At 64.6% G+C, this 20,546-nt stretch carries 22 protein-coding genes; 7 read left to right on the forward strand and 15 right to left on the reverse strand.

Annotation, left to right across the window (positions count from 1 at the left end; translation table 11 throughout):
* The first annotated feature begins 2 nt into the window (after positions 1–2).
* The 4 genes from catC to PVE35_RS03485 all read left to right on the forward strand — a co-directional run bounded on the left by catC (position 3) and on the right by PVE35_RS03485 (position 3,267).
* Positions 3–293 (forward strand): muconolactone Delta-isomerase, encoded by a 291-nt coding sequence (gene catC / locus PVE35_RS03470; protein WP_037000634.1) that lies wholly within the window; start codon positions 3–5, stop codon positions 291–293.
* Positions 294–334: 41 nt separating this feature from the next.
* Complete coding sequence (gene catA, locus PVE35_RS03475; RefSeq protein WP_277373822.1) at positions 335–1,264, forward strand: catechol 1,2-dioxygenase; 930 nt, start codon at positions 335–337, stop codon at positions 1,262–1,264.
* Between the two features lie 548 nt (positions 1,265–1,812).
* Entirely contained in the window at positions 1,813–2,235 is a 423-nt protein-coding gene (locus tag PVE35_RS03480; protein ID WP_277373823.1) for a hypothetical protein, read from the forward strand.
* 159 nt (positions 2,236–2,394) lie between these two features.
* Positions 2,395–3,267, forward strand: a complete 873-nt coding sequence (locus PVE35_RS03485; protein WP_268181301.1) for a DMT family transporter — start codon at positions 2,395–2,397, stop codon at positions 3,265–3,267.
* A 120-nt stretch (positions 3,268–3,387) separates the two neighbouring features.
* Here PVE35_RS03485 and PVE35_RS03490 read toward each other — a convergent pair whose 3' ends face one another.
* The 12 genes from PVE35_RS03490 to PVE35_RS03545 form a co-directional block, all read right to left on the reverse strand.
* The gene (locus tag PVE35_RS03490; protein ID WP_268181303.1) at positions 3,388–4,410 is read right to left on the reverse strand and encodes a PleD family two-component system response regulator; all 1,023 of its coding nucleotides are present in this window, start codon (positions 4,408–4,410) and stop codon (positions 3,388–3,390) included.
* A gap of 37 nt (positions 4,411–4,447) precedes the next feature.
* The gene (locus PVE35_RS03495; RefSeq protein ID WP_268181305.1) at positions 4,448–5,452 is read right to left on the reverse strand and encodes a chemotaxis response regulator protein-glutamate methylesterase; all 1,005 of its coding nucleotides are present in this window, start codon (positions 5,450–5,452) and stop codon (positions 4,448–4,450) included.
* On the reverse strand, positions 5,449–7,692 hold the full coding sequence (locus PVE35_RS03500; RefSeq protein ID WP_277373824.1) for a hybrid sensor histidine kinase/response regulator: 2,244 nt from the start codon (positions 7,690–7,692) through the stop codon (positions 5,449–5,451). Before PVE35_RS03500 ends, PVE35_RS03495 begins: the two co-directional genes overlap by 4 nt.
* Positions 7,689–8,363 (reverse strand): chemotaxis protein CheW, encoded by a 675-nt coding sequence (locus tag PVE35_RS03505; protein ID WP_277373825.1) that lies wholly within the window; start codon positions 8,361–8,363, stop codon positions 7,689–7,691. Before PVE35_RS03505 ends, PVE35_RS03500 begins: the two co-directional genes overlap by 4 nt.
* Entirely contained in the window at positions 8,356–9,600 is a 1,245-nt protein-coding gene (locus tag PVE35_RS03510; protein ID WP_277373826.1) for a CheR family methyltransferase, read from the reverse strand. Before PVE35_RS03510 ends, PVE35_RS03505 begins: the two co-directional genes overlap by 8 nt.
* Before the next feature lie 10 nt (positions 9,601–9,610).
* Positions 9,611–10,099, reverse strand: a complete 489-nt coding sequence (locus tag PVE35_RS03515) for a chemotaxis protein CheW (protein WP_277373827.1) — start codon at positions 10,097–10,099, stop codon at positions 9,611–9,613.
* Between the two features lie 2 nt (positions 10,100–10,101).
* Complete coding sequence (locus PVE35_RS03520; protein ID WP_268181315.1) at positions 10,102–11,733, reverse strand: methyl-accepting chemotaxis protein; 1,632 nt, start codon at positions 11,731–11,733, stop codon at positions 10,102–10,104.
* Between the two features lie 151 nt (positions 11,734–11,884).
* Positions 11,885–12,412, reverse strand: a complete 528-nt coding sequence (gene ppa, locus PVE35_RS03525) for an inorganic diphosphatase (RefSeq protein ID WP_013717208.1) — start codon at positions 12,410–12,412, stop codon at positions 11,885–11,887.
* Between the two features lie 76 nt (positions 12,413–12,488).
* Complete coding sequence (locus PVE35_RS03530; RefSeq protein ID WP_277373828.1) at positions 12,489–13,316, reverse strand: M90 family metallopeptidase; 828 nt, start codon at positions 13,314–13,316, stop codon at positions 12,489–12,491.
* 45 nt (positions 13,317–13,361) lie between these two features.
* Positions 13,362–13,817: a GNAT family N-acetyltransferase gene (locus tag PVE35_RS03535; RefSeq protein ID WP_268181320.1), complete on the reverse strand. Its 456-nt coding sequence runs from the start codon at positions 13,815–13,817 to the stop codon at positions 13,362–13,364.
* Between the two features lie 162 nt (positions 13,818–13,979).
* Positions 13,980–14,675 (reverse strand): FadR/GntR family transcriptional regulator, encoded by a 696-nt coding sequence (locus PVE35_RS03540; protein WP_277373829.1) that lies wholly within the window; start codon positions 14,673–14,675, stop codon positions 13,980–13,982.
* A gap of 37 nt (positions 14,676–14,712) precedes the next feature.
* Positions 14,713–16,029 (reverse strand): C4-dicarboxylate transporter DctA, encoded by a 1,317-nt coding sequence (locus PVE35_RS03545; RefSeq protein WP_277373830.1) that lies wholly within the window; start codon positions 16,027–16,029, stop codon positions 14,713–14,715.
* 286 nt (positions 16,030–16,315) lie between these two features.
* Here PVE35_RS03545 and mpl point away from each other — a divergent pair, with 286 nt between their 5' ends.
* Genes mpl through PVE35_RS03560 form a run of 3 tightly spaced genes read left to right on the forward strand, consistent with a single transcriptional unit; the run spans position 16,316 to position 18,584 of the window.
* Positions 16,316–17,671: a UDP-N-acetylmuramate:L-alanyl-gamma-D-glutamyl-meso-diaminopimelate ligase gene (gene mpl / locus PVE35_RS03550; RefSeq protein WP_277373831.1), complete on the forward strand. Its 1,356-nt coding sequence runs from the start codon at positions 16,316–16,318 to the stop codon at positions 17,669–17,671.
* Positions 17,672–18,301, forward strand: coding sequence for a flavin prenyltransferase UbiX (gene ubiX, locus PVE35_RS03555; RefSeq protein ID WP_268181329.1), 630 nt, complete (start codon positions 17,672–17,674; stop codon positions 18,299–18,301).
* On the forward strand, positions 18,294–18,584 hold the full coding sequence (locus PVE35_RS03560; protein WP_277373832.1) for a YceK/YidQ family lipoprotein: 291 nt from the start codon (positions 18,294–18,296) through the stop codon (positions 18,582–18,584). Before ubiX ends, PVE35_RS03560 begins: the two co-directional genes overlap by 8 nt.
* Before the next feature lie 252 nt (positions 18,585–18,836).
* Here the strand turns inward: PVE35_RS03560 and PVE35_RS03565 are convergent, their stop codons facing one another.
* From PVE35_RS03565 to PVE35_RS03575, 3 genes are all read right to left on the reverse strand, one after another.
* Entirely contained in the window at positions 18,837–19,316 is a 480-nt protein-coding gene (locus PVE35_RS03565) for a YbaK/EbsC family protein (RefSeq protein WP_277373833.1), read from the reverse strand.
* Between the two features lie 255 nt (positions 19,317–19,571).
* A complete protein-coding gene (locus PVE35_RS03570) occupies positions 19,572–19,877 on the reverse strand; it encodes a DUF5629 family protein (RefSeq protein ID WP_268181334.1) in 306 nt (101 codons plus the stop codon).
* A 4-nt stretch (positions 19,878–19,881) separates the two neighbouring features.
* Entirely contained in the window at positions 19,882–20,523 is a 642-nt protein-coding gene (locus tag PVE35_RS03575) for an oxidoreductase (RefSeq protein WP_268181335.1), read from the reverse strand.
* Positions 20,524–20,546 lie beyond the last annotated feature (23 nt).

Raw genomic sequence — 20,546 nt, forward strand, 5'->3', positions numbered from 1 at the left:
TTATGCTGTTCCACGTGAAGATGACCGTGAAGTTGCCGGTCGACATGGACCCTGCCCAGGCGGCCAAGCTCAAGGCCGACGAGAAGGAACTGGCGCAGCGCCTGCAACGCGAGGGCAAGTGGCGCCACCTGTGGCGCATCGCCGGCCATTACGCCAACTACAGCGTCTTCGATCTGGCCAGCGTCGAGGAACTGCACGATACCCTCATGCAGTTGCCGCTGTTCCCCTACATGGAGATCGAGGTGAACGGCCTGTGCCGCCACCCCTCGTCGATCCACCAGGACGATCGCTGATCCGCCCATCCAGCCGATAACAACAAGATGAGGAAATAGTCATGAGCATCAAACTGTCGCACACCGAAAGCGTTCAAAAGTTCTTCCGGGAGGTTAGCGGCCTCGACAACGACCAGGGCAGCCCACGCATGAAGGCGCTGGTGCACCGCATCCTGATGGACAGCATCCGCCTCATCGAGGACATGGAAGTCACCACCGAGGAGTTCTGGAAGGCGGTGGACTACCTCAACCGCATGGGCGCGCGCAGCGAAGCCGGCCTGCTGGTGGCTGGCCTGGGCCTGGAGCACTACCTCGACCTGCTGCTCGATGCGCAGGACGAAGCGGCCGGCCTGCTCGGCGGCACCCCGCGTACCATCGAAGGCCCGCTGTACGTGGCCGGCGCGCCGATGAGCGAAGGCGAGGCGCGGATGGACGACGGTACCGACCCGGGCACGCCGATGTACCTGCATGGCCAGGTCTTCGATGTCGACGGCAAGCCGCTGGCCGGCGCGGTGGTCGACCTGTGGCACGCCAACACCAAGGGCACCTACTCCTACTTCGATTCGAGCCAGAGCGAGTTCAACCTGCGCCGCCGTATCGTCACCGATGCCGAAGGCCGCTACCGCGCGCGCAGCATCGTGCCGTCCGGCTACGGCTGCCCGCCCGATGGCACCACCCAGGAAGTGCTCGACCTGCTCGGCCGCCACGGCAACCGCCCGGCGCATATCCACTTCTTCATCTCTGCGCCCGGCTATCGTCACCTGACCACGCAGATCAACCTGGCCGGCGACGAGTACCTATGGGACGACTTCGCCTATGCCACCCGCGATGGCCTGATCGGCGACATCAACTTCGTCGAGAACGAAGCTGCCGCCCGTGACCATGGCTTCCAAGGCAATCGTTTCGCCGAGGTGAAGTTCGACTTCCAGTTGCAGAAGGCCCCGGCGCCGGATGCCGAACAGCGCAATGCGCGCCCGCGAGCCCTGCAATAAGGCATCGCTTGCGCTGTAGCTTGAGCCGGCCCCTTGGGGCCGGCTTTTTCATGGTTCTTCGCATTCTGGGGGGGGGTGACACCGGACTGGCAAGTTTGTGTGAGTGTGCTTTTGTTTTCGGTGTAAAGCTGCTTATCAGCGTTCTGCTGATGTCACCTGTTTCGCCCCCCGGCGACTTTCTTTTGTCAAACGCCACAAAAGAAAGCAAAAAGGCTTGGCTCCGCCATCCGGCCCCGGCTGCGCCGGGGTACGTTCGCTCCATCGCCGCTCCGAGGGTCGGCGTACATGGGCCATCCCTGGCCCATTACGCCTCTCGCCGCGTCCCTGCGGCTCGCCCCTCTGCGCAACGATTCCACTCACCCTCCTGAAGGGGCCATTCGCGCGCCTGAACGAGTATGCACTCCATAGGTTGCTCGGCGTGTTCTAGTAGCGATGAAGTCGCGATTGGGTCGTCGAGTTAAACCAAAACTTTCATTCACGTAGCTTCATTCGCCTGGATAGCTTGCCGGCTTTCAGCCGGCATCCCGGCCAGCCCTAAGGCTGGCCTCATGTTCAAGCACTCCACGCTACTTCTGGGTTACCTCGGGTTCAGGCGCGTGCAGAGCCCGCCCAGGAGGGCGAACGGAATCGTCGTGGAAGAGGTTGAGCGACATGGATGTCGCGAGAGCCGCGATGGGCCATGGATGGCCCACCGCGGCGGGCCTCTGGAACGGCGATGGAGTGAGCGAACCCTGGCGCAGCCAGGGCCGGATGATCGGGCGGAGGGTTTTGGTTACTTTTGCCCTACAAAAGTGACTCGCCCGGGAAGGCGAAACCAAAAACATCAGCAAAAACGCGGCAATCTGGAACAGACACCGAACAACCAGCAAGCCATCACACAAACTTGCCAGTCCGGTATCAAGACCGACTTTCCCAATATTCCGCGAAGCACCTTTTTCATGGCTGCGCCAGGTATGGCGCGTCGTGCGTGAGGCTACCCATTTGCCTGTGGCGTGCTCACGGCCATGCCGGTGATCCAGGGCGAGGCGAAGGCCTTCGGACGATTGGCCCGCGCGGCTGGGGGGAGGGCAGGTGTATAGTTAGTTACCTTGCTATCTTTCTTGCGTGTTGCGCACTGCCCCAGGTACTTCATGAGCCTCACCCCGTTATCCGGCGCCAACCATCCACTCAAAGGTATCGGCCTGATGGTGCTGGCGACCTTCCTGTTCGCCAGCCACGATGCCATGTCCAAATACTTGTCGGGTTTCTACCCGATCGTGCTGATCGTCTGGGCGCGCTATCTGGTGCATACCCTGCTGATGGCCGGGATCTTCCTGCCGCAGTCCGGTCTGCGCGTGCTGCGCACCAAACGCCCCGGCTTGCAGGTATTGCGCGCGCTGTGCCTGCTGGGAGTCAGCCTGCTGTTCACCACGGGGCTGATGTTCATTCCGCTGGCCGAGGCGACCTCGGTGATCTTCCTCGCGCCGCTGCTGGTCACGGCGCTGTCGGTGCCATTGCTGGGCGAGCGCGTCAGCCTTGGCCAGTGGGCAGCGGTGCTCATCGGTTTCGTCGGTGTGCTGGTCATCGTCCATCCGGGCGGCAGCCTGTTCACCCCGGCGGTGTTGCTGCCCTTGAGCGCGGCGCTGTGCTTCAGCCTCTACCAGATCCTCACCCGCCGCCTGAGCGAAGTGGACAGCGCCACCACCAGCAACTTCTGCGCCGGGCTGGTCAACACCCTGGTGATGAGCCTGCTGGTGCCCTTCTTCTGGCAGGTGCCCAGCCTCACCCATGGCCTGATGATGCTGGCGCTGGGTGGCTTCGGCATGGGCGCCCATCTGCTGCTGACCCATGCCTTCCGCCATGCGGCCCCCGCATTGCTGGCGCCGTTCGGCTACGTGCAGATCGTCTTTGCCGGGTTGCTGGGCTGGCTGGTGTTCCAGCACACGCCAGACACCACGGCGCTGGTCGGTATCGTCGTCATCTGCCTGAGCGGCCTGGCCGCCGCCTGGCAGAGCCGACGTTGAGGCACAGAGAGGCGCGAAGCTGACCGAGGAGAACATCCGCAAAGGCTAGTCGGAGTGGGCGCCCGAATAGCCTACGGCCATCCAGCAATGGCGTAGCCCGGATGCAATCCGGGATTGCCCTCACGCCCCGTCGCTGACTTGGGCGACGCGGTTGCGGCCGCTGTGCTTGGCGAGATAGAGGCCTTCGTCGGCCTTGATCACCAGGCTCAGCGGTTCGCTGCCCATCGCCGGGCGCAGGGTGGCGAGGCCGATGCTGACGCTGATCGACGAACCCGGCGTGGGCAGGTCATGGGGAATGCCCAGCGCCTCCACGGCGCGGCGGATCTTCTCGGCCTGCAGGCGCGCACCACCGGCTGCGGTGCTGGGCATGATCACGGCGAATTCCTCGCCGCCATAGCGTGCGACCAGGTCGCTCGAGCGTGAACAACTGGCACGCAGGGTGTCACCGACGCGGCGCAACACGTCGTCGCCTTCCACATGGCCGTACTGGTCGTTGTAGGCCTTGAAATAGTCCACGTCGATCATCAGCAGCGACAACTCGTTCTGCTCGCGCATGGCGCGGCTCCATTCGATTTCCAGGTACTCGTCGAAGTAGCGGCGGTTGGCCAGGCCGGTCAGGCCGTCGGACTTGATCAGCCGTTGCAGTACCAGGTTGGTGTCGAGCAGTTGCTGTTGGCTCTCACGCAGCGCCCGGTAGGCTTCGTCGCGCTGCAGCAGGGTGAGGTAGGAGCGCGAGTGATAGCGAATGCGTGCCAGCAGTTCGATCACGTCCGGCAGTTTGACCAGATAGTCGTTGGCGCCCGCGCTGAAGGCGGCGCTCTTGACCTGGGGATCTTCCTTGGTCGACAGCACGATGATCGGTACGTCGCGCAGGCCCGGGGCGGCGCGATACTGGCCGAGCAGTTCGAGGCCGTCGATGCCGGGCATGACCAGATCCTGCAGGATCACCGTCGGCTTGATCTGCTGCGCTACGCTCAGCGCCTGCTGCGGGTCGGAGCAGAAGTGGAAGTCGATGTCGCTCTCCTCGCTCAGTGCCCGTCTCACGGCCTCGCCGATCATGGCCTGATCGTCGACCAGCAGCACCATCATGGGCTGCTCGTGCAGGCCATGTTGCGGGTTGGAATCCCCTATGGGCCGTTGCATTACCTTGTCTCCGCCAATATGTGAATGATGAAGGCGCTCAGCCCAGTCGCTCGACCAGGCGCGCCGCGATCCTGCCCAGTGGCAGGACTTCGACCGCAGCATCCAGCGCCACAGCGGCCTTGGGCATGCCATACACGGCGCTGCTGGCCTGATCCTGGGCGATGGTGTGGAAACCGCGTTCGCGCATCCGTTTCAGACCCTGTGCACCGTCGCGTCCCATGCCCGTCAGGAGCACGCCGATCGCTTCGCCGCGCCAGTGGCTGGCCACGCTCTCGAAGAACACATCGATAGAGGGACGATAGACCTGATCGAGCGGTTCGCGACGATATTCCAGATGCCCCTGCTCGGTCAGATACAGATGATTGTTGGTGCCGGCCAACAAGACGGCGCCGGGTTGCAGGGCTTCGCCGTCTCGGGCCAGGCGTACGGGCATCTGCGACTCGCTGGCCAGCCATTGCGCCATGCCGGCGGCGAACACCTCGTCGACATGCTGAACCAGCACGATGCTGGCCGCGAAATCACTGGGAATCTCCCTGAGCAACTCCACCAGGGACGCCGGGCCACCGGCGGAGGCGCCGATGGCCACCAGGCTCCGGCCACGGTTCTCGTTACCGCTCAGAGGCGACTGTCGGACCGAGCGCGAGGTCTTGTGGCCGATCATCCAGGCGATGTTGTGGATCTTGCGGCGCAGGGTCGCCGCGTCGAGCGTCTGCTGCGGGCCGAGTGACGGCACGGCGACCACGTCCAGGGCGCCGGCGCCCATGGCATCGAACACCTGGGTCATGTTGCGCTCGACATCGGAAGTGACGATGAGGATGGCGCAGGGGGTGTCCTGCATGATCCGACGGGTCGCCTGCACGCCGTCCATGCCGGGCATCAGCATGTCCATCAGTAGCAGGTCGGGCAGATCCTCCTGGCAGCGGAGCACGGCTTCCTCGCCATCGGTGGCCACCCAGATCAACTGGTATTGCGGCTCGGTGGCCAGGGCGCGGCGCAGCGCCTCGACGGCCAGCGGCATGTCATTGGCAATGGCGATCCTCATTCGCGGGCCTCACCGATCAGGGTTTGTACGGCATCGAGCAGCGCTTCGTCATGGAAGCTCGCCTTGGCTAGATAATAGTCGGCACCGGCCTCCAGGCCACGGCGGCGATCCTCTTCGCGATCCTTGTAGGACACCACCATCACCGGCAGCGAGCGCAGGCGCGGATCCTGGCGTACCAGGGTGACCAGCTCGATGCCGTCCATGCGCGGCATGTCGATATCACTGATCAGCAGGTCGAAGTTCCCGGCGCGCAGGGCGTTCCAGCCGTCCATGCCGTCGACGGCCACTTCCACCTGATAGCCGCGGCTGAGCAGCAGCTTGCGCTCCAGCTCGCGCACCGTCAGCGAGTCGTCGACCACCAGCACGCGCTTGGCCTGCGTCTGGCGTGCCTGGCTGCCATGGTCGACCCGCAGCAGGTGGCCGGCGCCGAGCAGTTTGCCCACCGAGTTGAGCAGGTCATCGACATCGAGAATCAGCACCGGCGTGCCATCGTGCAGCAAGGCGCCTGCCGCCACGTCGCGCACCTTGCCCAGGCGGGGATCGAGCGGCATCAGCACCAGGGTGTACTCGCCGATGAAGGCCTCCACGGCCAGGCCATGGCAGCGCTCGCGATCACGGATCAGCACGATCGGGATGTTCTCCTGCTCGCCTTGTGCGTCGGGGCGCTGCAGTAATTGGGCGACGGAGATCAGGCCGATGTGTTCGTCCTCCAACCAGAACTGCTGGCGCCCTTCGAGCTGGACGATGGCGCTGCGCGGCAGACGCAGCATGCGTTCGATCTGCGCCAGCGGGAAGGCATAGGCCTCGCCGCCGATGCTCACCACCAGGGCGCGCACCACCGACAGGGTCAGCGGTAGTTCGAGGTGGAACAGGCAGCCCGCCTGTGGGCTGCGTAACAGGCGGACATTGCCGCGCATGCGGCGAATCTCGTGCTGCACCACATCCAGGCCGACGCCACGCCCGGAGACTTCGGTGACCTGCTGGCTGAGGCTGAAGCCGGGCAGGAAGAGGAAGGCCAGCAGTTCTTCCTCGGTCATCTGCGCCACCTGTTCCGCCGAGGCTAACTGGCGGCTGACCACGGCCTGGGCGACGCGGTCGAGGTCGATGCCGGCGCCATCGTCGCTGACCTCCAGCACCAGCATGCCGGCATGGTGGCGGGCACGCAGTTGCACGCAGCCTTCCTCCGCCTTGCCCTTGCGCGTGCGCTCGGCCGGTTGCTCGATGCCATGGTCGACGGCATTGCGCAGCAGGTGGGTCAGTGGCGCTTCCAGGCGTTGCAGCACGTCGCGGTCGACCTGGGTATTCTCGCCTTCGATCTCCAGGCGTACCTGCTTGCCCAGCGAACGGCCGAGATCACGCAGCATGCGCGCCTGGCCGCCGAGGACATCGGCGAACGGGCGCATGCGCGCCGCCAGGGCCAGGTCATAGAGCTGCTGGGTGCGCTGACCGCCATGCCAGACGAAGTCGTCGAACAGCTCCTGATGAGCCTGCAACTGCTGCTGGCATTCGATCAGCAGGTTGCGACTCTCGTTGAACAGAGCCTGGGCGGTGGCATCCAGGGCGCTGCCGAGCAGGTGTTCGCGCAGGGATTCCAGGGTGCGCCGCGCCGCTTCCTGCTGGCGCTTGAGACGCTGCAGGGCTGCGCTCAACGGCTTGGTGCGCTGGAATTCCACCAGTGACTTGCCGGAGAGGTCGATCAGGTGGTCGAAGCGTTCGGCCGATACGCGCAGCACCCGGGCGTTGCGTTCGTCCGCCTGAGTGTCGCTGGATGTCGCGGCAGCGGCAGGATTTGCCGGGGCTTGATCGGCGGTTGCGCTGGGCACGGTCGACGCTATCGGGGCTGGTGCGGGCTGGCCGAACAGCGTGCGCAAGCGCGAGGTCAGGCTGGCCACTTCGGCGTCGAGGGCCTCGTCGGGCTGCGCCTGGCCGATGCGCAGGAGCAGGTCGGAGCCCTGCAGCAAGGCATCGATATGTTCCGGCGACAGGCGTAGCCGGTGTTCCTGTGCGGCCACCAGCATGTCTTCCATGACATGGGCGACCTGAACGCCATTGTCCAGGCCGACGATGCGCGCGGCACCCTTGAGCGAGTGGGCTGCCCGCATGCAGGCCTCGAGCTGCCCGGCATTGATCGGGTCGCGCTCGAGCGTCAGCAGGCCGCTGTCGAACACCTGCTTCTGCGCCTCCGCCTCCAGGCGGAAGAGTTCCAGCAGCGATGCATCCCTCATCTGATCCGGTGTCACGCGAGGCTCCTGATCATGTGCTGCAACAGCGCTTCGTCATCCAGTACGGTGATGCTGCGCGCCTGCCACTGCAGCACTCCGGCGCTGAAGCGGCTGATGGCGCGGCTGTCTTCGTGGCGTGGGTTGCTGATGCGTGCCAGCGGCACGCGCTGGGTGCCGCTGACTTCGTCCACGGGTATCACCAGCGGCCCGCTTTCACTCTCCAGAATCAGCATGCGCGGAGTCACCCGGCGATTGTCGCTCGGCGCTGCCTGGTTCGGCAGACCGAGCAGGTCGGCCAGCGACAGGCAGGCGACCAGGGTGCCGCGAACGTTGGTTACCCCAAGCAGGCCTTGCTCGTTGCGATGCGGCAGCACGTGGATCGGCGACACCGGCATCACTTCGGCCAGGCGTCGCGTGGCGATGCCCAGCCATTGTTCGCCGAGACGGAAGATCAGCAGCGAGCGCTGCTCGCCGACCTGGGGCGGAGTGTCTTCGGCCTCATCCTCTGCCGGTGCTTCGTTCTGCAGACTGCCGTAGCGGTCGAGCAGGGCGATGGCGGCGGCACCGTAGACCTCGCAGTTGCGGCAGTGGATATGACGCGCCAGGAGCGGGCAGCTCTTGTCGCCGAACACGCCGATGCGGTTCCAGCAGTCGTCCACCTGCGTCCGTTCGAGCAGGGTCTCAGTCACGCTTGCCTACCTCCGTGTTCTGCGCACGCCGGTACAGGCGCTGTGCTGCGTTGGTATCACCCTGGGCTTGCAGATGTGCGGCCAGGTGGGTGAGCGCCTCAGGGTGTTGCGGATCGAGATAGATGGCCTTGCGGTAGTAGGCGCAGGCCTGCTCACCGTTGCCTTGCACGTCGCTGAGCAGGCCCAGCCAGTAGTAGCCTTCGGCACTGGGGCCCTGTGCCTGCAGATGCCGTTCGCAGCGTTGCCGGGCTTCGTCGCTGCGCCCGGCGTTGGCCAGCGCGGCGACCTCTTGCCAGATGTCCCGCGCCTGGCTGGCAGGTACGACCGGCGCCTGCACTGCCGGGCTGGGGCGCTGGCGCACCGCGACGCTGGGCCGTGGTGCCGGCAGCGGCGCCTGGCGCAGCGGCGGCGTGCTGGGGCGCGGCACGGGAGCGGGCGCCGGTCTGGGTGGTGCCACGCGGAAGGCGAAGGTCTGTTGCCGGCCGATGGCCTGCAGGCCGCTCTGGCTGGCCAGGCTGGCTTCGGCCGGGCCGATGAACAGGGTGCCGCCTTCCTGCAATTGGCGCTTGAGCGCTTCCAGCACGCGCACCTGAGTGAGGCGGTCGAAATAGATCAGCAGGTTGCGGCAGAAGATGAAGTCGTAGGGGGCTTCGCCTGCGAACAACGCGGGATCCAGCAGGTTGCCGGTACGCAGGCTGACGCAGTCACGCACCCGAGTATCGAGCAGATAACCATCGGCCTGTTGCTGGAAGTGGCGCTGACGAAATGCCAGTTGCTCGCCACGGAACGAGTTGCGCCCGTACAGGCCGCGGCGCGCCTGTTCCAGTACCTTGTCGCTGACGTCCAGCGCGTCAATATGGAACTGCGCGGGCAGGAGGCCGGCGTCGAGCAGGGTCATGGCGATGGAGTAGGGCTCCTCGCCGCTGGAGCAGGGCAGGCTGATCAGCCGTAGCGGACGACTGCCGGCTAGCTGCACCAGTCGTTCCACGGCCAGGCTGGCCAGCGCGTTGAAGGACTCGGGATAGCGGAAGAACCAGGTTTCCGGCACTACCACGGCCTCGACCAGTGCCTGTTGTTCGCGCGGCGAGCCGCCCAATGTGGTCCAGTAATCTTCCAGCGCGCTCTGTTCGAGCGCCGCCATGCGCTGGCGCACCGCTCGCTGGATCACGCTGCGGCCGATCGACTCGGCGTCCAGGCCGATACGGCTTTTGAGCAGGCGTTCGATGTGCTCGATCATGCCGTCAGCCTCATTCCTGTGCCTGGAACAGCAGGGCGCGCATGGAGCTATCGAGCAGGCCGGCAACCTCGATGCGCTGGATCAGGCCGGCGCCCTTGCCTTGCACGGGGCCGAGATAATCGGGCTGGCCGGCTTCCAGCCCGCTGCTCTGGAACGCTTCTTCCGAGAGGCGCAGGGTGTTGGTCGCCTGCTCGAGAATCAGCCCCAGCACGGCGTCAGCCTCAATCATGGGGGCATCGAAATGCACCAGCACCAGGCGCGTGCTGTTGCGCGCCAGGGCCGGGCGGCCGAGCACGCGACGGCTGAGATCGAGTACCGGGATCATCCGTCCGCGATGCGCGAGCAAGCCGGCGACCCATTCCGGCGCCTCGGGAATCTGCTTGAGGCGGCGCAGCGGCAGCACCTCGACCACCTCGCAGGCGGCGAGCGCATAGCGATCCTCGCCGAGCTGGAACTGCAGGTGCAGTTCGCCGGCCGACGCCTTGCTGGAGGCTTGCATGCTCAGACCTTGAAGCGGCTGACGCCAACGCGCAGGTTGTTGGCCACCTGGTTCAGCTCGTCGATGGCGCTGCCGGCCTGGCGCAGCGAGTCGACGGTCTGGCTGCTCGCTTCGCTCAGTTGCACCAGTGCCTGGTTGATCTGTTCGGCGCCGGTGGACTGCGCCTGCATGCCCTCGTTGACCATCTGGATACGCGGGGCCAGGGCTTGCACCTGCTGGATGATCTGATTGAGCTGGTCGCCCATCTGGGTCATCTCACCGATGCCGCGGCGTACTTCTTCGGAGAACTTGTCCATGCCCATCACGCCGGCCGACACGGCAGACTGGATCTCGCGCACCATCTGCTCGATGTCGTAGGTGGCCACTGCGGTCTGGTCGGCCAGGCGACGCACTTCCACGGCCACCACGGCGAAGCCCTTACCATATTCGCCGGCTTTCTCCGCCTCGATGGCGGCATTCACCGACAGCAGGTTGGTCTGGTCAGCCACCTTGACGATGGTGGTGACCACCTGGGTGATGTTGCCGGCCTTCTCGTTGAGGATCGACAGCTTGCCGTTGACCACGTCGGCGGCACCCATCACCTGATGCATGATCTCTTCCATGCGCGCCAGGCCGAGCTGGCCGGTGCCGGCGAGGATGGAGGTCTGTTCGGCGGTGTCGGACACCTCGCTCATGGTGCGCACCAGGTCGCGTGAGGTGGCGGCGATTTCCCGCGAGGTGGCGCCGATCTCGGTGGTGGTGGCGGCGGTTTCCGTGGCGGTGGCCTGCTGCTGGCGCGAGGTGGCGGCAATCTCGGTGACCGAGGTGGTCATCTGCACGGCCGAACGCTGAGCGTTGCCGACCAGGGTCTTGAGTTCGGCCACCATGCTGTTGAAACCCTGCTCGATGACGTTGAACTCGTCGTGCCGTTGCAGATCCAGTCGTACCGACAGGTCGCCGCTTTCCAGGGTCTTGAGCTTGCTGACGATGAGATTGACCGGCTGAAGAATGGAGCGCAACAGCAGCAGCCCGCTGACCGCTGCAATGATGATGATCAGCAGAATCGAGAGGGGGATGGTGAGTTCCAGCGTATGCACGGCGTTGTTGATCAGCTTGGTGGCCGTGTCGGACTGTTCGCGGTTGATCTTGCTCAGCTGTGACAGATTGAGCTGGCCCTCATCCCACTTGGGGAACACCTTGTTGCCGCCGAACTGGCGAGCGGCGTAGAGATCACCAGTTTCGAGTATGGCGAGCAACTGCGCATGCAGCTTGCGGTATTGCTGGTAATTGCGTTGGAAGGCATCCAGCAGCTTCTGCTCGCCCTCGTTGGTTACCGTGCGCCGGTATTCGCCAAGCAATTGCTCGATGGCATCCTGGTAAGCCGCGCACTGGTCGCGGTAATGCGCAATCAGGGTGTCGTCCTTTTCGTCGAGCAGGCGTAGCTGCAGGCGACGGGTATCGAGCATGTGCCGCGCCCATTGATCCTGCATCTCGTTGACGTAGTAGGCGCCCGGGACGGAGTTGTTGACCATCTGCTCCGTTTCTTTCTTGATCAGCGTGGTACGCAGGTACGCCATCATGGCCATGAGCAGCAGGATGACGATGATCACGGTAAAGCTGGCAATGATGCGATTGCGTAAGGTCAGGTTCTTCATAATTCTCGTTGCCCAGGCTGATCCCTGCGGAAGTCGATTACAGCATAGCGGCAAAGGGCCGCTGGCATGGCGGTGGCTGACTGTGCAGTGCAGCGTGGAAAAAGAAAATAAAAAAGCCGGCTTGTGGCCGGCTTTTCGGAGGTGTCAGGGCTTACTTCTGGTATGCCGCGACTGCCTTGTTGATCAGGCCGCGGGCTTCTTCAGCGCCGCCCCAGCCTTCTACCTTGACCCACTTGCCCTTCTCCAGATCCTTGTAGTTCTCGAAGAAGTGCTTGATCTGCTCGATCAGTAGCGCGGGCAGGTCGGTGTATTCCTGAACGTCCTTGTACAGAACGGTCAGCTTGTCATGCGGTACGGCAACCAGCTTGGCGTCGCCGCCGGCTTCGTCGCTCATATGCAGCACGCCCACCGGACGGGCGCGAATCACCGAACCCGGTGCGACCGGGTAAGGGGTCACGACCAGCACGTCGAGGGGGTCGCCGTCGTCGGCCAGGGTGTGCGGGATGAAACCGTAGTTGGCCGGGTAGAACATCGGCGTGGCCATGAAGCGGTCGACCATCAGGCAGTCGGTGTCATGGTCGATTTCGTATTTGATCGGCGCGTGGTTGGCCGGGATTTCGATGGCAACGTAGATGTCGTTCGGCAGGTCTTTGCCAGCCGGGATCTTGCTGTAGCTCATGGGGGAACTCCCAGGGAGGGCCAAAAAGTGGGGCGCATTATAGGCGGATTCGCATGACGTTACTACGTTAGCCTACTCAGCAATTGGTCGCGGTTTCGACCGATTTGTAGTCGGGGTGTTCCGCCTGTAGGCGCTGTAATCGCGCCAGGCTGTCCTGACGATAGAAAAGCGCCAGTTGCCGGTAAACCTCGGGGAAAGCATGCGCCAGCAGATCCGGTGCGCTGAAGAAGTATTCGCTGGTCACGGCGAAGAACTCCGCCGGGTCTTCGGCCGCGTACGGGTCGATGGCGGTTTCGGCCTCGGGGTTGGCGTCCAGCTCGGCGTTCAGTGCGTCATAGGCGCTCTGCATGGCCGTTGCCCAGTCCTGCACGCGCATGTCGCGGTGCAGCGGCGGCAGGCCGTTGGCGCCGCCTTCGAGCATGTCCAGCTTGTGCGCCAGCTCGTGGATTACCAGGTTGTAACCCTCCCAGCCGCCGCTGGCCTCGACGCCGGGCCAGGCGAGGATCACCGGGCCTTGCTGCCAGGCTTCGCCGCTGCGCGCGTCGTCCCATTCATGCTCGATGCCGGCGGCGTCGCGGTGGCGTTGCGGGCTGAGGAAGTCGTCGGGATAGAGGACGATCTCGTGAAAACCGCGATACCAGTCCAGTTCCTCCAGATTCAGCAGCGGCAACTGCGCTTGCGTGGCCAGCAGCAGATGCTCGATCGGGCCGAGTTCGAGGCCGGGCAGGGCGGTCAGATGCTTGTCGTGCAGGAACAATACGGCGCGCTCGCGCAGACGCTGCAGCTCCTGCTCATCGAGGCCATCGAGAATCGGCAGGCGCTGGCGCACTGCGGCCCAGTGTTCGGGATCGACCGGGTTGCGTTCGAGGGTGCGACTACGGCGCCAGGCCTTGAGTGACCACATGGAGAGAGCTTCGTGGTGGAAAACTGGTGATAAAACGCTGGCCTATCAGTCTTCGTTGATGGGCAGCACGTAGTTCTTGAACTGCTCATCCTCGTGGAAACCGATGGACTCGTAGACCTTCTGTGCCACCTCGTTGTCACGGCTGGTGGCCACGCGCATGCGCACGGCGTTGGTTTCCTTGGCCATCTGCTTGGCGGTGTGCAGCAGACGGTCGGCCACCAGTTGGCGGCGCGCGTCTTCGGCCACGTAGATGTCGTTGAGAATCCACACGCGCTTGAGCGACAGCGAGGAGTAGCTGGGGTAGAGCTGGCAGAAGCCGAGCAGTTTGTCTTCATCGTCGGCCAGGGCCAGGTAGATCACCGATTCCTTGCGGCGCAGGCGCTTCTCGAGGAATTTGCGCGAGGACTCCGGGAACGGCAGTTCGTTATAGAACTCGCGGTATTTGACGAACAGCGGGGTCAACAGATCCAGGTGCTCCAGGGTGGCTTGGACGATGCGCATGGCGGGCCTCGACTTCTGTGGTGGGCTGGAGTTGTTGTACGACAGACCAGCCGATGCTGCCTCAAAGCCAGTTGAAAGCGCAATCCAAGCAAGCGTTTGATTTTATGCGCAGGGGGCAGAACGTCTGGGCTATGGGGCTAAGAGGATTCCAGGTCGGTGGGCTCAGGTAGCGGGAAGTTGCAACTGCAGGCCGAGGCGGCTGCCTTCGTTGAGGATGTGCTGGCGCATCGCGCGGCTGGCCTGCTCGCTGTCGCGGCGGCGAATGGCGCGCAGGATGGTCTCGTGTTCGTCGAGAATCTGCTCGGCGTGTTCGGGTTCGCGTAACGCCGGGCCTTCGCTCTGCTCCAGCGCCCCTGCAGTCTGTCGGGAGACGCTGAGGAAGATCGGGTTGGAGGTGATGGTCACCAGCTTGCGATGGAAGGCCGTGTAGGCGCTCGCCAGGGCCTGTGGGTTGCGATCCTCGACGGCCTCGCGCATGTCCATGACCAGCAGCCGCAACTGGCTCAGGGCATTGTCGTCCACCGATTGTGCCACCAGGCCGGCGATGAAGGGTTCCAGGGCGTAGCGCAGTTGCAGCACGTTCTCCAGGGTAGCCGCGCGGGCTGTGGCCTGAGCTGCCGTAACATCGACGGGCTGCGGTGCGTCGAGCACCAGCACGCCCTTGCCGGGCAGGGAGCGCAGCACGCCGAGGGTTTCCAGCACGGTGATGGCTTCGCGCAGGCTCGGCCGGCTGATCTGCAGTTGCTCAGCCAGCTCGCGCTGCCCGGGCAGCATCTGGCCGGCGGCCCACTGCCCGCGTTCTATGGGCTCGAGCAGCTTCTGCACGATCGAGTTGAGCCGTTTGGATGACGCGAACATTGAGCCTTCCCTCCCTGTTGGAGCCTTTATGCCGTGCTCAGGCATCCGTTCTGCCGGAGCGTGCCAGCGGTGTGTGCGACGCGTCGCTGCTGGCCTGGGCCGGGTTGGCGATGCACTGCTGGGCATGTTCGAGATCCATGTCGTTCTCCCAGCGGGCGATGGCTACGGTGGCGACGCAGTTGCCGGTGAGATTGGTCAGCGCCCGGCCGATGCCCATGAACCAGTCCACCGAGAGTACCAGCACCAGCCCGGCGGCAGGGATGGCTGGTACAGCGCTGAGGGTAGCGGCGAGGATCACCAGCGCCGAGCCGGGAATGCCATGGGCACCCTTGGAGGTGACCAGCGACACCAGCAGGATGGTCAGCAGGTCGCCCGCCGAGAGCGAGGTGCCGGTGGCATGAGCGATAAACACCACGGCCAGGGTGAGGTAGATGGAGAAGCCGTCCAGGTTGAAGGAATAGCCGGTGGGAATCACCAGGCCGACGGTGGAGCTGCGAATGCCGAGGCGTTCCAGCTTGCGCATCACCTGCGGCAGCACCGCGTCGGAGGAGGCCGTGCCGAAGACGATCACCAGCTCCTCACGGAAGTAACGCAAGAACGGCAGCAACGGCAAGCCGCACAGGCGCAGGACACTGCCCAGGATCAGCACCACGAAGAGGATGCAGGTGAGGTAGAACACGGCCACCAGCGCGCCCAGGTGGCTCAGGGATTCGAGGCCGTAGCGGCTGGTGGTGAAGGCCACCGCGCCGAATACGCCGATGGGCGCCAGGCGTACGATCATGCCCATGATGCGGAAGATCACGTGGCTGACCTCGCCGATCAGCTTCGACAGCCCAGCCGCCTGCTCGCCCACCAGATTCAGGGCGCTGCCGAACAGCACGGCGAACAGCAGCACCTGGAGGATGTTGTTCTCGGCGAAGGCGCTGAATACCGAGGTGGGAATCAGGCCGAGGATGAACTCCACCGGGCCGTGCAGATGCGTCCCTGAACTCAGCGTCGCTGCATCCTTGCCGGAGAGACCGGCCAGGTCGATGTTGGCGCCGGAGCCAAGCCCCAGGCCATAGGCCACGGCCAGGCCGATAACCAGGGCGACCGTGGTCAGCACCTCGAAGTAGATCACCGATTTCAGGCCGATGCGCCCCACCTTTTTCAGATCGCCCGCACCGGAGATGCCGTTGACCACGACGCAGAAGACGATCAGCGCAATGAGCATCTTGATCAGCTTGATGAAGCCGTCACCGAGTGGCTTGAGCTGCGATGACAGATCCGGCAGTGCGACACCGACGAGGATGCCGAGAGCCAGGCCGATGATGACCTGCAGGAATATCGAGCGGGAGCAAAGCTTGAGCAACATGGCGGGGGTCTCCGTTCGGTAGGTTCGTGGCGCTCCCGGAGGGCATCGCAGCGAACGCTATTCATTGTTGTGGTATTACCGGTCAGACCAGTCGAGCCTAGGGGGAATAGCGGATTCTTGGCAAGCGCCTTTCGTCCAGCCTGGCGTCGTGATGCTGTTGCCGCTGTGGCGATCTTTATCCGCGCGTTTCGGTCAAACGCCGGCAGCGACGGCCATGGCATCGGCGCTGTGCTAACCTGCCGCCATCGCTCCAAGGCCCCCAGCAGGGCACGTATCGAGGTCATCCATGCATATCCACATTCTCGGCATCTGCGGCACCTTCATGGGCTCGCTGGCCGTTCTGGCCAAGGAACTTGGCCACCGCGTCACCGGCTCCGATGCCAATGTCTACCCGCCCATGAGCACCCAGCTCGAAGCTCAGGGCATCGAGTTGATGCAGGGTTACGACCCGGCGCACCTGCAGCCGGCGCCCGACCTGGTGGTAGTGGGCAACGCCATGAGCCGGGGTAATCCGGCGGTCGAATACGTCCTGAACAAGGGCCTGCCCTATGTGTCCGGCCCACAGTGGCTGGCCGATCACGTGTTGCAGGGGCGCTGGGTACTGGCGGTGGCAGGCACTCATGGCAAGACCAGCAGCTCGAGCATGCTGGCCTGGGTGCTGGAGCATGCCGGTATGGCGCCGGGCTTTCTGATCGGTGGTGTACCGCAGAACTTCGGTATTTCCGCGCGCCTGGGCGACACACCGTTCTTCGTGGTCGAGGCCGACGAGTACGACAGCGCCTTCTTCGACAAGCGCAGCAAGTTCGTGCATTACCGCCCGCGCACCGCGATCCTCAACAATCTGGAATTCGACCACGCGGACATCTTCCCGGATCTGGCGGCCATCGAGCGGCAGTTCCACCACTTGGTACGCATCATTCCCAGCGAGGGCCTGGTCATCCATCCGGCCAGCGAAGCCGCGCTGGCGCGGGTGATCGAGATGGGCTGCTGGACGCCGGTGCAGACCACCGGCGAGGGCGGCCAGTGGCAGGCGCGCCTGCTCAGTGCTGACGGCTCGCGCTTCGAGGTGAGCTTCGACGGCAAGGTGGAAGGCACCGTTGAATGGAACCTCACCGGTCAGCACAACGTCGCCAATGCCCTGGCCGTGCTCGCCGCGGCGCGCCACGTCGGCGTGGTGCCGGCGTTGGGCATCGAGGCGCTGGGCCAGTTCATCAACGCCAAGCGACGCATGGAAAAGGTCGCCGAAGTGAATGGCGTGACCGTCTTCGACGACTTCGCCCATCACCCCACCGCCATCGCTACCACCCTGGATGGTCTGCGCAAGCGTGTCGGTGACGACACTCAGGTGATTGCGGTGATCGAGCCGCGCTCCAATTCCATGAAGCTCGGCGCCCACCGCGACGGATTGGCCGAATCCGCCGAGCAGGCCGATGCGGTGTTCTGGTATGCACCGCCGAATCTGGGCTGGGATCTGGCCGCGACAGTGGCCCAGGCGCGCAACCCGACGCGGGTATGCGACTCGCTGGAGTCGATCATCGACGGCGTGAAAGCCCTGGCGCGCCCCGGCACCCAGGTGGTGATCATGAGCAACGGCGGCTTTGGCGGTCTGCACGGCAAGCTGGCAGCAGCTCTGGAGGGATGAATGTCTGGTCCTGAACGCATCACTCTGGCCATGACCGGCGCCTCTGGCGCGCAATACGGCCTGCGCCTGCTCGACTGCCTGGTGCAGGAAGATCGCGAAGTGCACTTCCTGATCTCCAGGGCCGCGCAACTGGTCATGGCCACCGAAACCGACGTGGCGCTACCGGCCAAGCCGCAGGCCATGGCGCAGTTTCTCACCGAGTACACTGGCGCGGCGCCCGGGCAGGTGCGCGTCTACGGCAAGGAAGACTGGATGGCGCCAGCGGCCTCCGGCTCCGGTGCACCGACTGCCATGGTGGTGGTGCCCTGCAGCACTGGTACCTTGTCCGCCATCGCCACCGGCGCCTGCAACAACCTGATCGAACGTGCCGCCGACGTGGCGCTCAAGGAGCGTCGTCAGCTAATCCTGGTGCCACGCGAGGCGCCATATTCGAGCATCCATCTGGAGAACATGCTCAAACTGTCGAACCTTGGCGTGACCATCCTGCCGGCGTCGCCCGGTTTCTATCATCAGCCGCAGACGCTGGATGATCTGGTGGATTTCGTCGTCGCGCGCATCCTCAATTGCCTGGGCATCCCCCAGGACATGCTGCCGCGCTGGGGCGAGCATCACATGGTGTCGGATGACTAGCCGGCTGCTCGTCTGTGGTCTGACGTTGCTGAGCCTTACCGGCTGCGCAACCGTTCGCACTCTCGATGCGGCCAAGCCGGGCGCACCGGTGGTCTACGCCGGCACGCGGCTGGACTGGTATGCGATCAAGGGTGGCTGTTGCCCGCTGGATCGTTTCGGTGCCGAGGCGCCGCGATATGCCGGGCTGGATCTGCCGGCCAGTGCACTGCTCGATACCCTGTTGTTGCCTTTCTCGCTGGTCACTGCCCTGGGGGTGAACCTGGGCGTCAGCGGCGGGCTGTAGCCGTAGGGTGCGCTGTGCGCACCGGCTTCTGCGGCGGTGTGTTGCCTGGCGTGAATCCGCAACGCTTCGGTGCGCGCGGCGCACCCTACAGGTATGTCCTGGCCTTCAACAGGGCTCGGTTTCCACTTCCTGACACGTCTATCCAGCCGTAGGGTGCGCTGTGCGCACCGGTTTTCTGCTGCGGTGTGTTGCCTGGCGTGAATCCGCAACGCCTCGGTGCGCGCGGCGCACCCTACAGGTATGTCCTGGCCTTCAACAGGGCTCGGTTTCCACTTCCTGGCACACGTCGATCCACTCGGCATCCACCAGTTCGGCCATGCGTTGCGGGGCGATGCGCACTGCGCTGTGGGTGGCGCCGGCGGCGGGCAGCACTTCATCGAAGGCCAGCAGCGAGCGGTCGCAGTAGACGCTCAGAGGGGTGGCCAGGCCGAACGGGCAGACACCGCCGACCGGATGGCTGGTCAACTCGATCACGGTCTGCGCGTCGAGCATGCGTGCCTTGGCGCCGAAGCATTCCTTCATCTTGCGGTTATCGATGCGCGCATCGCCCCGGGCGACGATCAGCAGGTCGCGCTCGGCGATGCGAAAGGCCAGGGTCTTGGCGATCTGTCCCGGTGATACGCCATGGGCTTCTGCGGCCAGCGCCACGGTGGCGGTGCTGGTCTCCAGCTCGATGATGGCGATGTCGGGTGCCTTGGCGGCAAAGAAGGCGCGTACAGAGGCCAGGCTCATGAAGCGTTTCCCCAGGTCTGTCGAAATGGCGACTTCACCACTGCCAGCTTCCTGCGGGCCAAGCGCAGTTCCGTCATGGTGCGCCCTGTGGTGGCAACCACGTCTGAACGAAGGGGCCATGCTCTCGCTGCATGCCCGGCACGTCAAGGCCTTTGCTGGCACTTGGCCGGTAGATGCCTCGTTTTCGCGGCGCGATCCGGCTCGTTTCGCTCCAGGGGCTGTTGCCGGTCGCTCATGACGAAGCGGCAACAGACTCTAAGCATCGTCTTCGAGATTGTCACCGCAAAAAGCTGCGAAGCACTTGAGTCGATGGCTGCCGTGTTCATCCTCAAGTTGCCAGCTGTCGCTGGAGACTTCGTGCCGCGCGGCCTGTACGGCCGCCAGGCTGAATTGCCAGATACGCCGGGTGCGGCCGTCCATGCATTCGATCCAGAGTACCGGCTGCCCGGTATTGGCCTGCGGGTCACCCAGCAGGCCGTCGTCCAGCTCGAACTGCCAGGCGTGCAGGCCATCGATTTCCAGCATGTCGGCGCTCTGTAGCGCCTCGATCAGGCTTGCCATCGCCTCAGCGCCCCAGACGGCGCAGGTCGGCCGATTCGATCACGCGGGGGCCGTCCTGCTCTTCCAGTGCCAGGCGCCACAGGGCACGGGCCAGTACGCAGGCATCGATGGCCCGGTACTTGCCCGGCAGCCAGCGCAGCAGTGGCGAGGCCAGGCGCTCGCCGAGACGAAACTCATGACGGGTGCCAAGCAGCAGGGAAGGGCGGGCAATGGTCAGTTGTGGCCAGCCCATGGCTTTCAGCGCCTCTTCGGTTTCCCCCTTGACGCGGTTGTAGAACACCGAGGAGCCGGGGTTGGCGCCGAGCGCACTGATCACCACCAGATGGCGGGCGCCAAGCTCGCGCGCGCGGCGGGCGAAAGTCAGAACCAGGTCATGGTCGACCGCGCGGAAGGCCTCCTGCGAGCCAGCCTGCTTGATGGTGCTGCCCAGGCAGCAGAAGGCGGTGTCCACCGGGCCGCTGAGGCTCGGCAGCAAGTCGGCGAGGTCGCCGACTGGGTTGTCCAGGTGTGGGTGCTTGGCCAACGGGCGGCGGGTAGGCGCCAGCACGCGGGCTATGGTGGGTTCGCTGAGCAGGCGGTCGAGCAGGTGCTCGCCGGTCAGGCCGGTGGCGCCTGCGATGAGAATGTGCTGTGGGGTCAGGTGCATGCAGGGGTCTCTTGTCCGTTAGA

Origin of the sequence: Pseudomonas sp. AA-38, assembly GCF_029457475.1 — a bacterium.
Classification (GTDB): Bacteria; Pseudomonadota; Gammaproteobacteria; order Pseudomonadales; family Pseudomonadaceae; genus Aquipseudomonas.

What these genes read in the sequence shown, in the direction of transcription:
- PVE35_RS03515 (WP_277373827.1), bottom strand. Translation starts at nt 10,099, where the DNA reads ATGCAAGCCTCCAGCAAGGCGTCGGCCGGCGAACTGCACCTGCAGTTC.
- PVE35_RS03560 (WP_277373832.1), top strand. Translation starts at nt 18,294, where the DNA reads ATGACTAGCCGGCTGCTCGTCTGTGGTCTGACGTTGCTGAGCCTTACC.
- PVE35_RS03490 (WP_268181303.1), bottom strand. Translation starts at nt 4,410, where the DNA reads ATGCAACGGCCCATAGGGGATTCCAACCCGCAACATGGCCTGCACGAG.
- PVE35_RS03510 (WP_277373826.1), bottom strand. Translation starts at nt 9,600, where the DNA reads ATGATCGAGCACATCGAACGCCTGCTCAAAAGCCGTATCGGCCTGGAC.
- PVE35_RS03535 (WP_268181320.1), bottom strand. Translation starts at nt 13,817, where the DNA reads ATGCGCATCGTCCAAGCCACCCTGGAGCACCTGGATCTGTTGACCCCG.
- ppa (WP_013717208.1), bottom strand. Translation starts at nt 12,412, where the DNA reads ATGAGCTACAGCAAGATCCCGGCTGGCAAAGACCTGCCGAACGACATC.
- PVE35_RS03540 (WP_277373829.1), bottom strand. Translation starts at nt 14,675, where the DNA reads ATGTTCGCGTCATCCAAACGGCTCAACTCGATCGTGCAGAAGCTGCTC.
- PVE35_RS03565 (WP_277373833.1), bottom strand. Translation starts at nt 19,316, where the DNA reads ATGAGCCTGGCCTCTGTACGCGCCTTCTTTGCCGCCAAGGCACCCGAC.
- PVE35_RS03480 (WP_277373823.1), top strand. Translation starts at nt 1,813, where the DNA reads ATGTTCAAGCACTCCACGCTACTTCTGGGTTACCTCGGGTTCAGGCGC.
- PVE35_RS03495 (WP_268181305.1), bottom strand. Translation starts at nt 5,452, where the DNA reads ATGAGGATCGCCATTGCCAATGACATGCCGCTGGCCGTCGAGGCGCTG.
- catC (WP_037000634.1), top strand. Translation starts at nt 3, where the DNA reads ATGCTGTTCCACGTGAAGATGACCGTGAAGTTGCCGGTCGACATGGAC.
- PVE35_RS03520 (WP_268181315.1), bottom strand. Translation starts at nt 11,733, where the DNA reads ATGAAGAACCTGACCTTACGCAATCGCATCATTGCCAGCTTTACCGTG.
- PVE35_RS03530 (WP_277373828.1), bottom strand. Translation starts at nt 13,316, where the DNA reads ATGTGGTCACTCAAGGCCTGGCGCCGTAGTCGCACCCTCGAACGCAAC.
- PVE35_RS03575 (WP_268181335.1), bottom strand. Translation starts at nt 20,523, where the DNA reads ATGCACCTGACCCCACAGCACATTCTCATCGCAGGCGCCACCGGCCTG.
- mpl (WP_277373831.1), top strand. Translation starts at nt 16,316, where the DNA reads ATGCATATCCACATTCTCGGCATCTGCGGCACCTTCATGGGCTCGCTG.
- PVE35_RS03545 (WP_277373830.1), bottom strand. Translation starts at nt 16,029, where the DNA reads ATGTTGCTCAAGCTTTGCTCCCGCTCGATATTCCTGCAGGTCATCATC.
- ubiX (WP_268181329.1), top strand. Translation starts at nt 17,672, where the DNA reads ATGTCTGGTCCTGAACGCATCACTCTGGCCATGACCGGCGCCTCTGGC.
- PVE35_RS03570 (WP_268181334.1), bottom strand. Translation starts at nt 19,877, where the DNA reads ATGGCAAGCCTGATCGAGGCGCTACAGAGCGCCGACATGCTGGAAATC.
- catA (WP_277373822.1), top strand. Translation starts at nt 335, where the DNA reads ATGAGCATCAAACTGTCGCACACCGAAAGCGTTCAAAAGTTCTTCCGG.
- PVE35_RS03485 (WP_268181301.1), top strand. Translation starts at nt 2,395, where the DNA reads ATGAGCCTCACCCCGTTATCCGGCGCCAACCATCCACTCAAAGGTATC.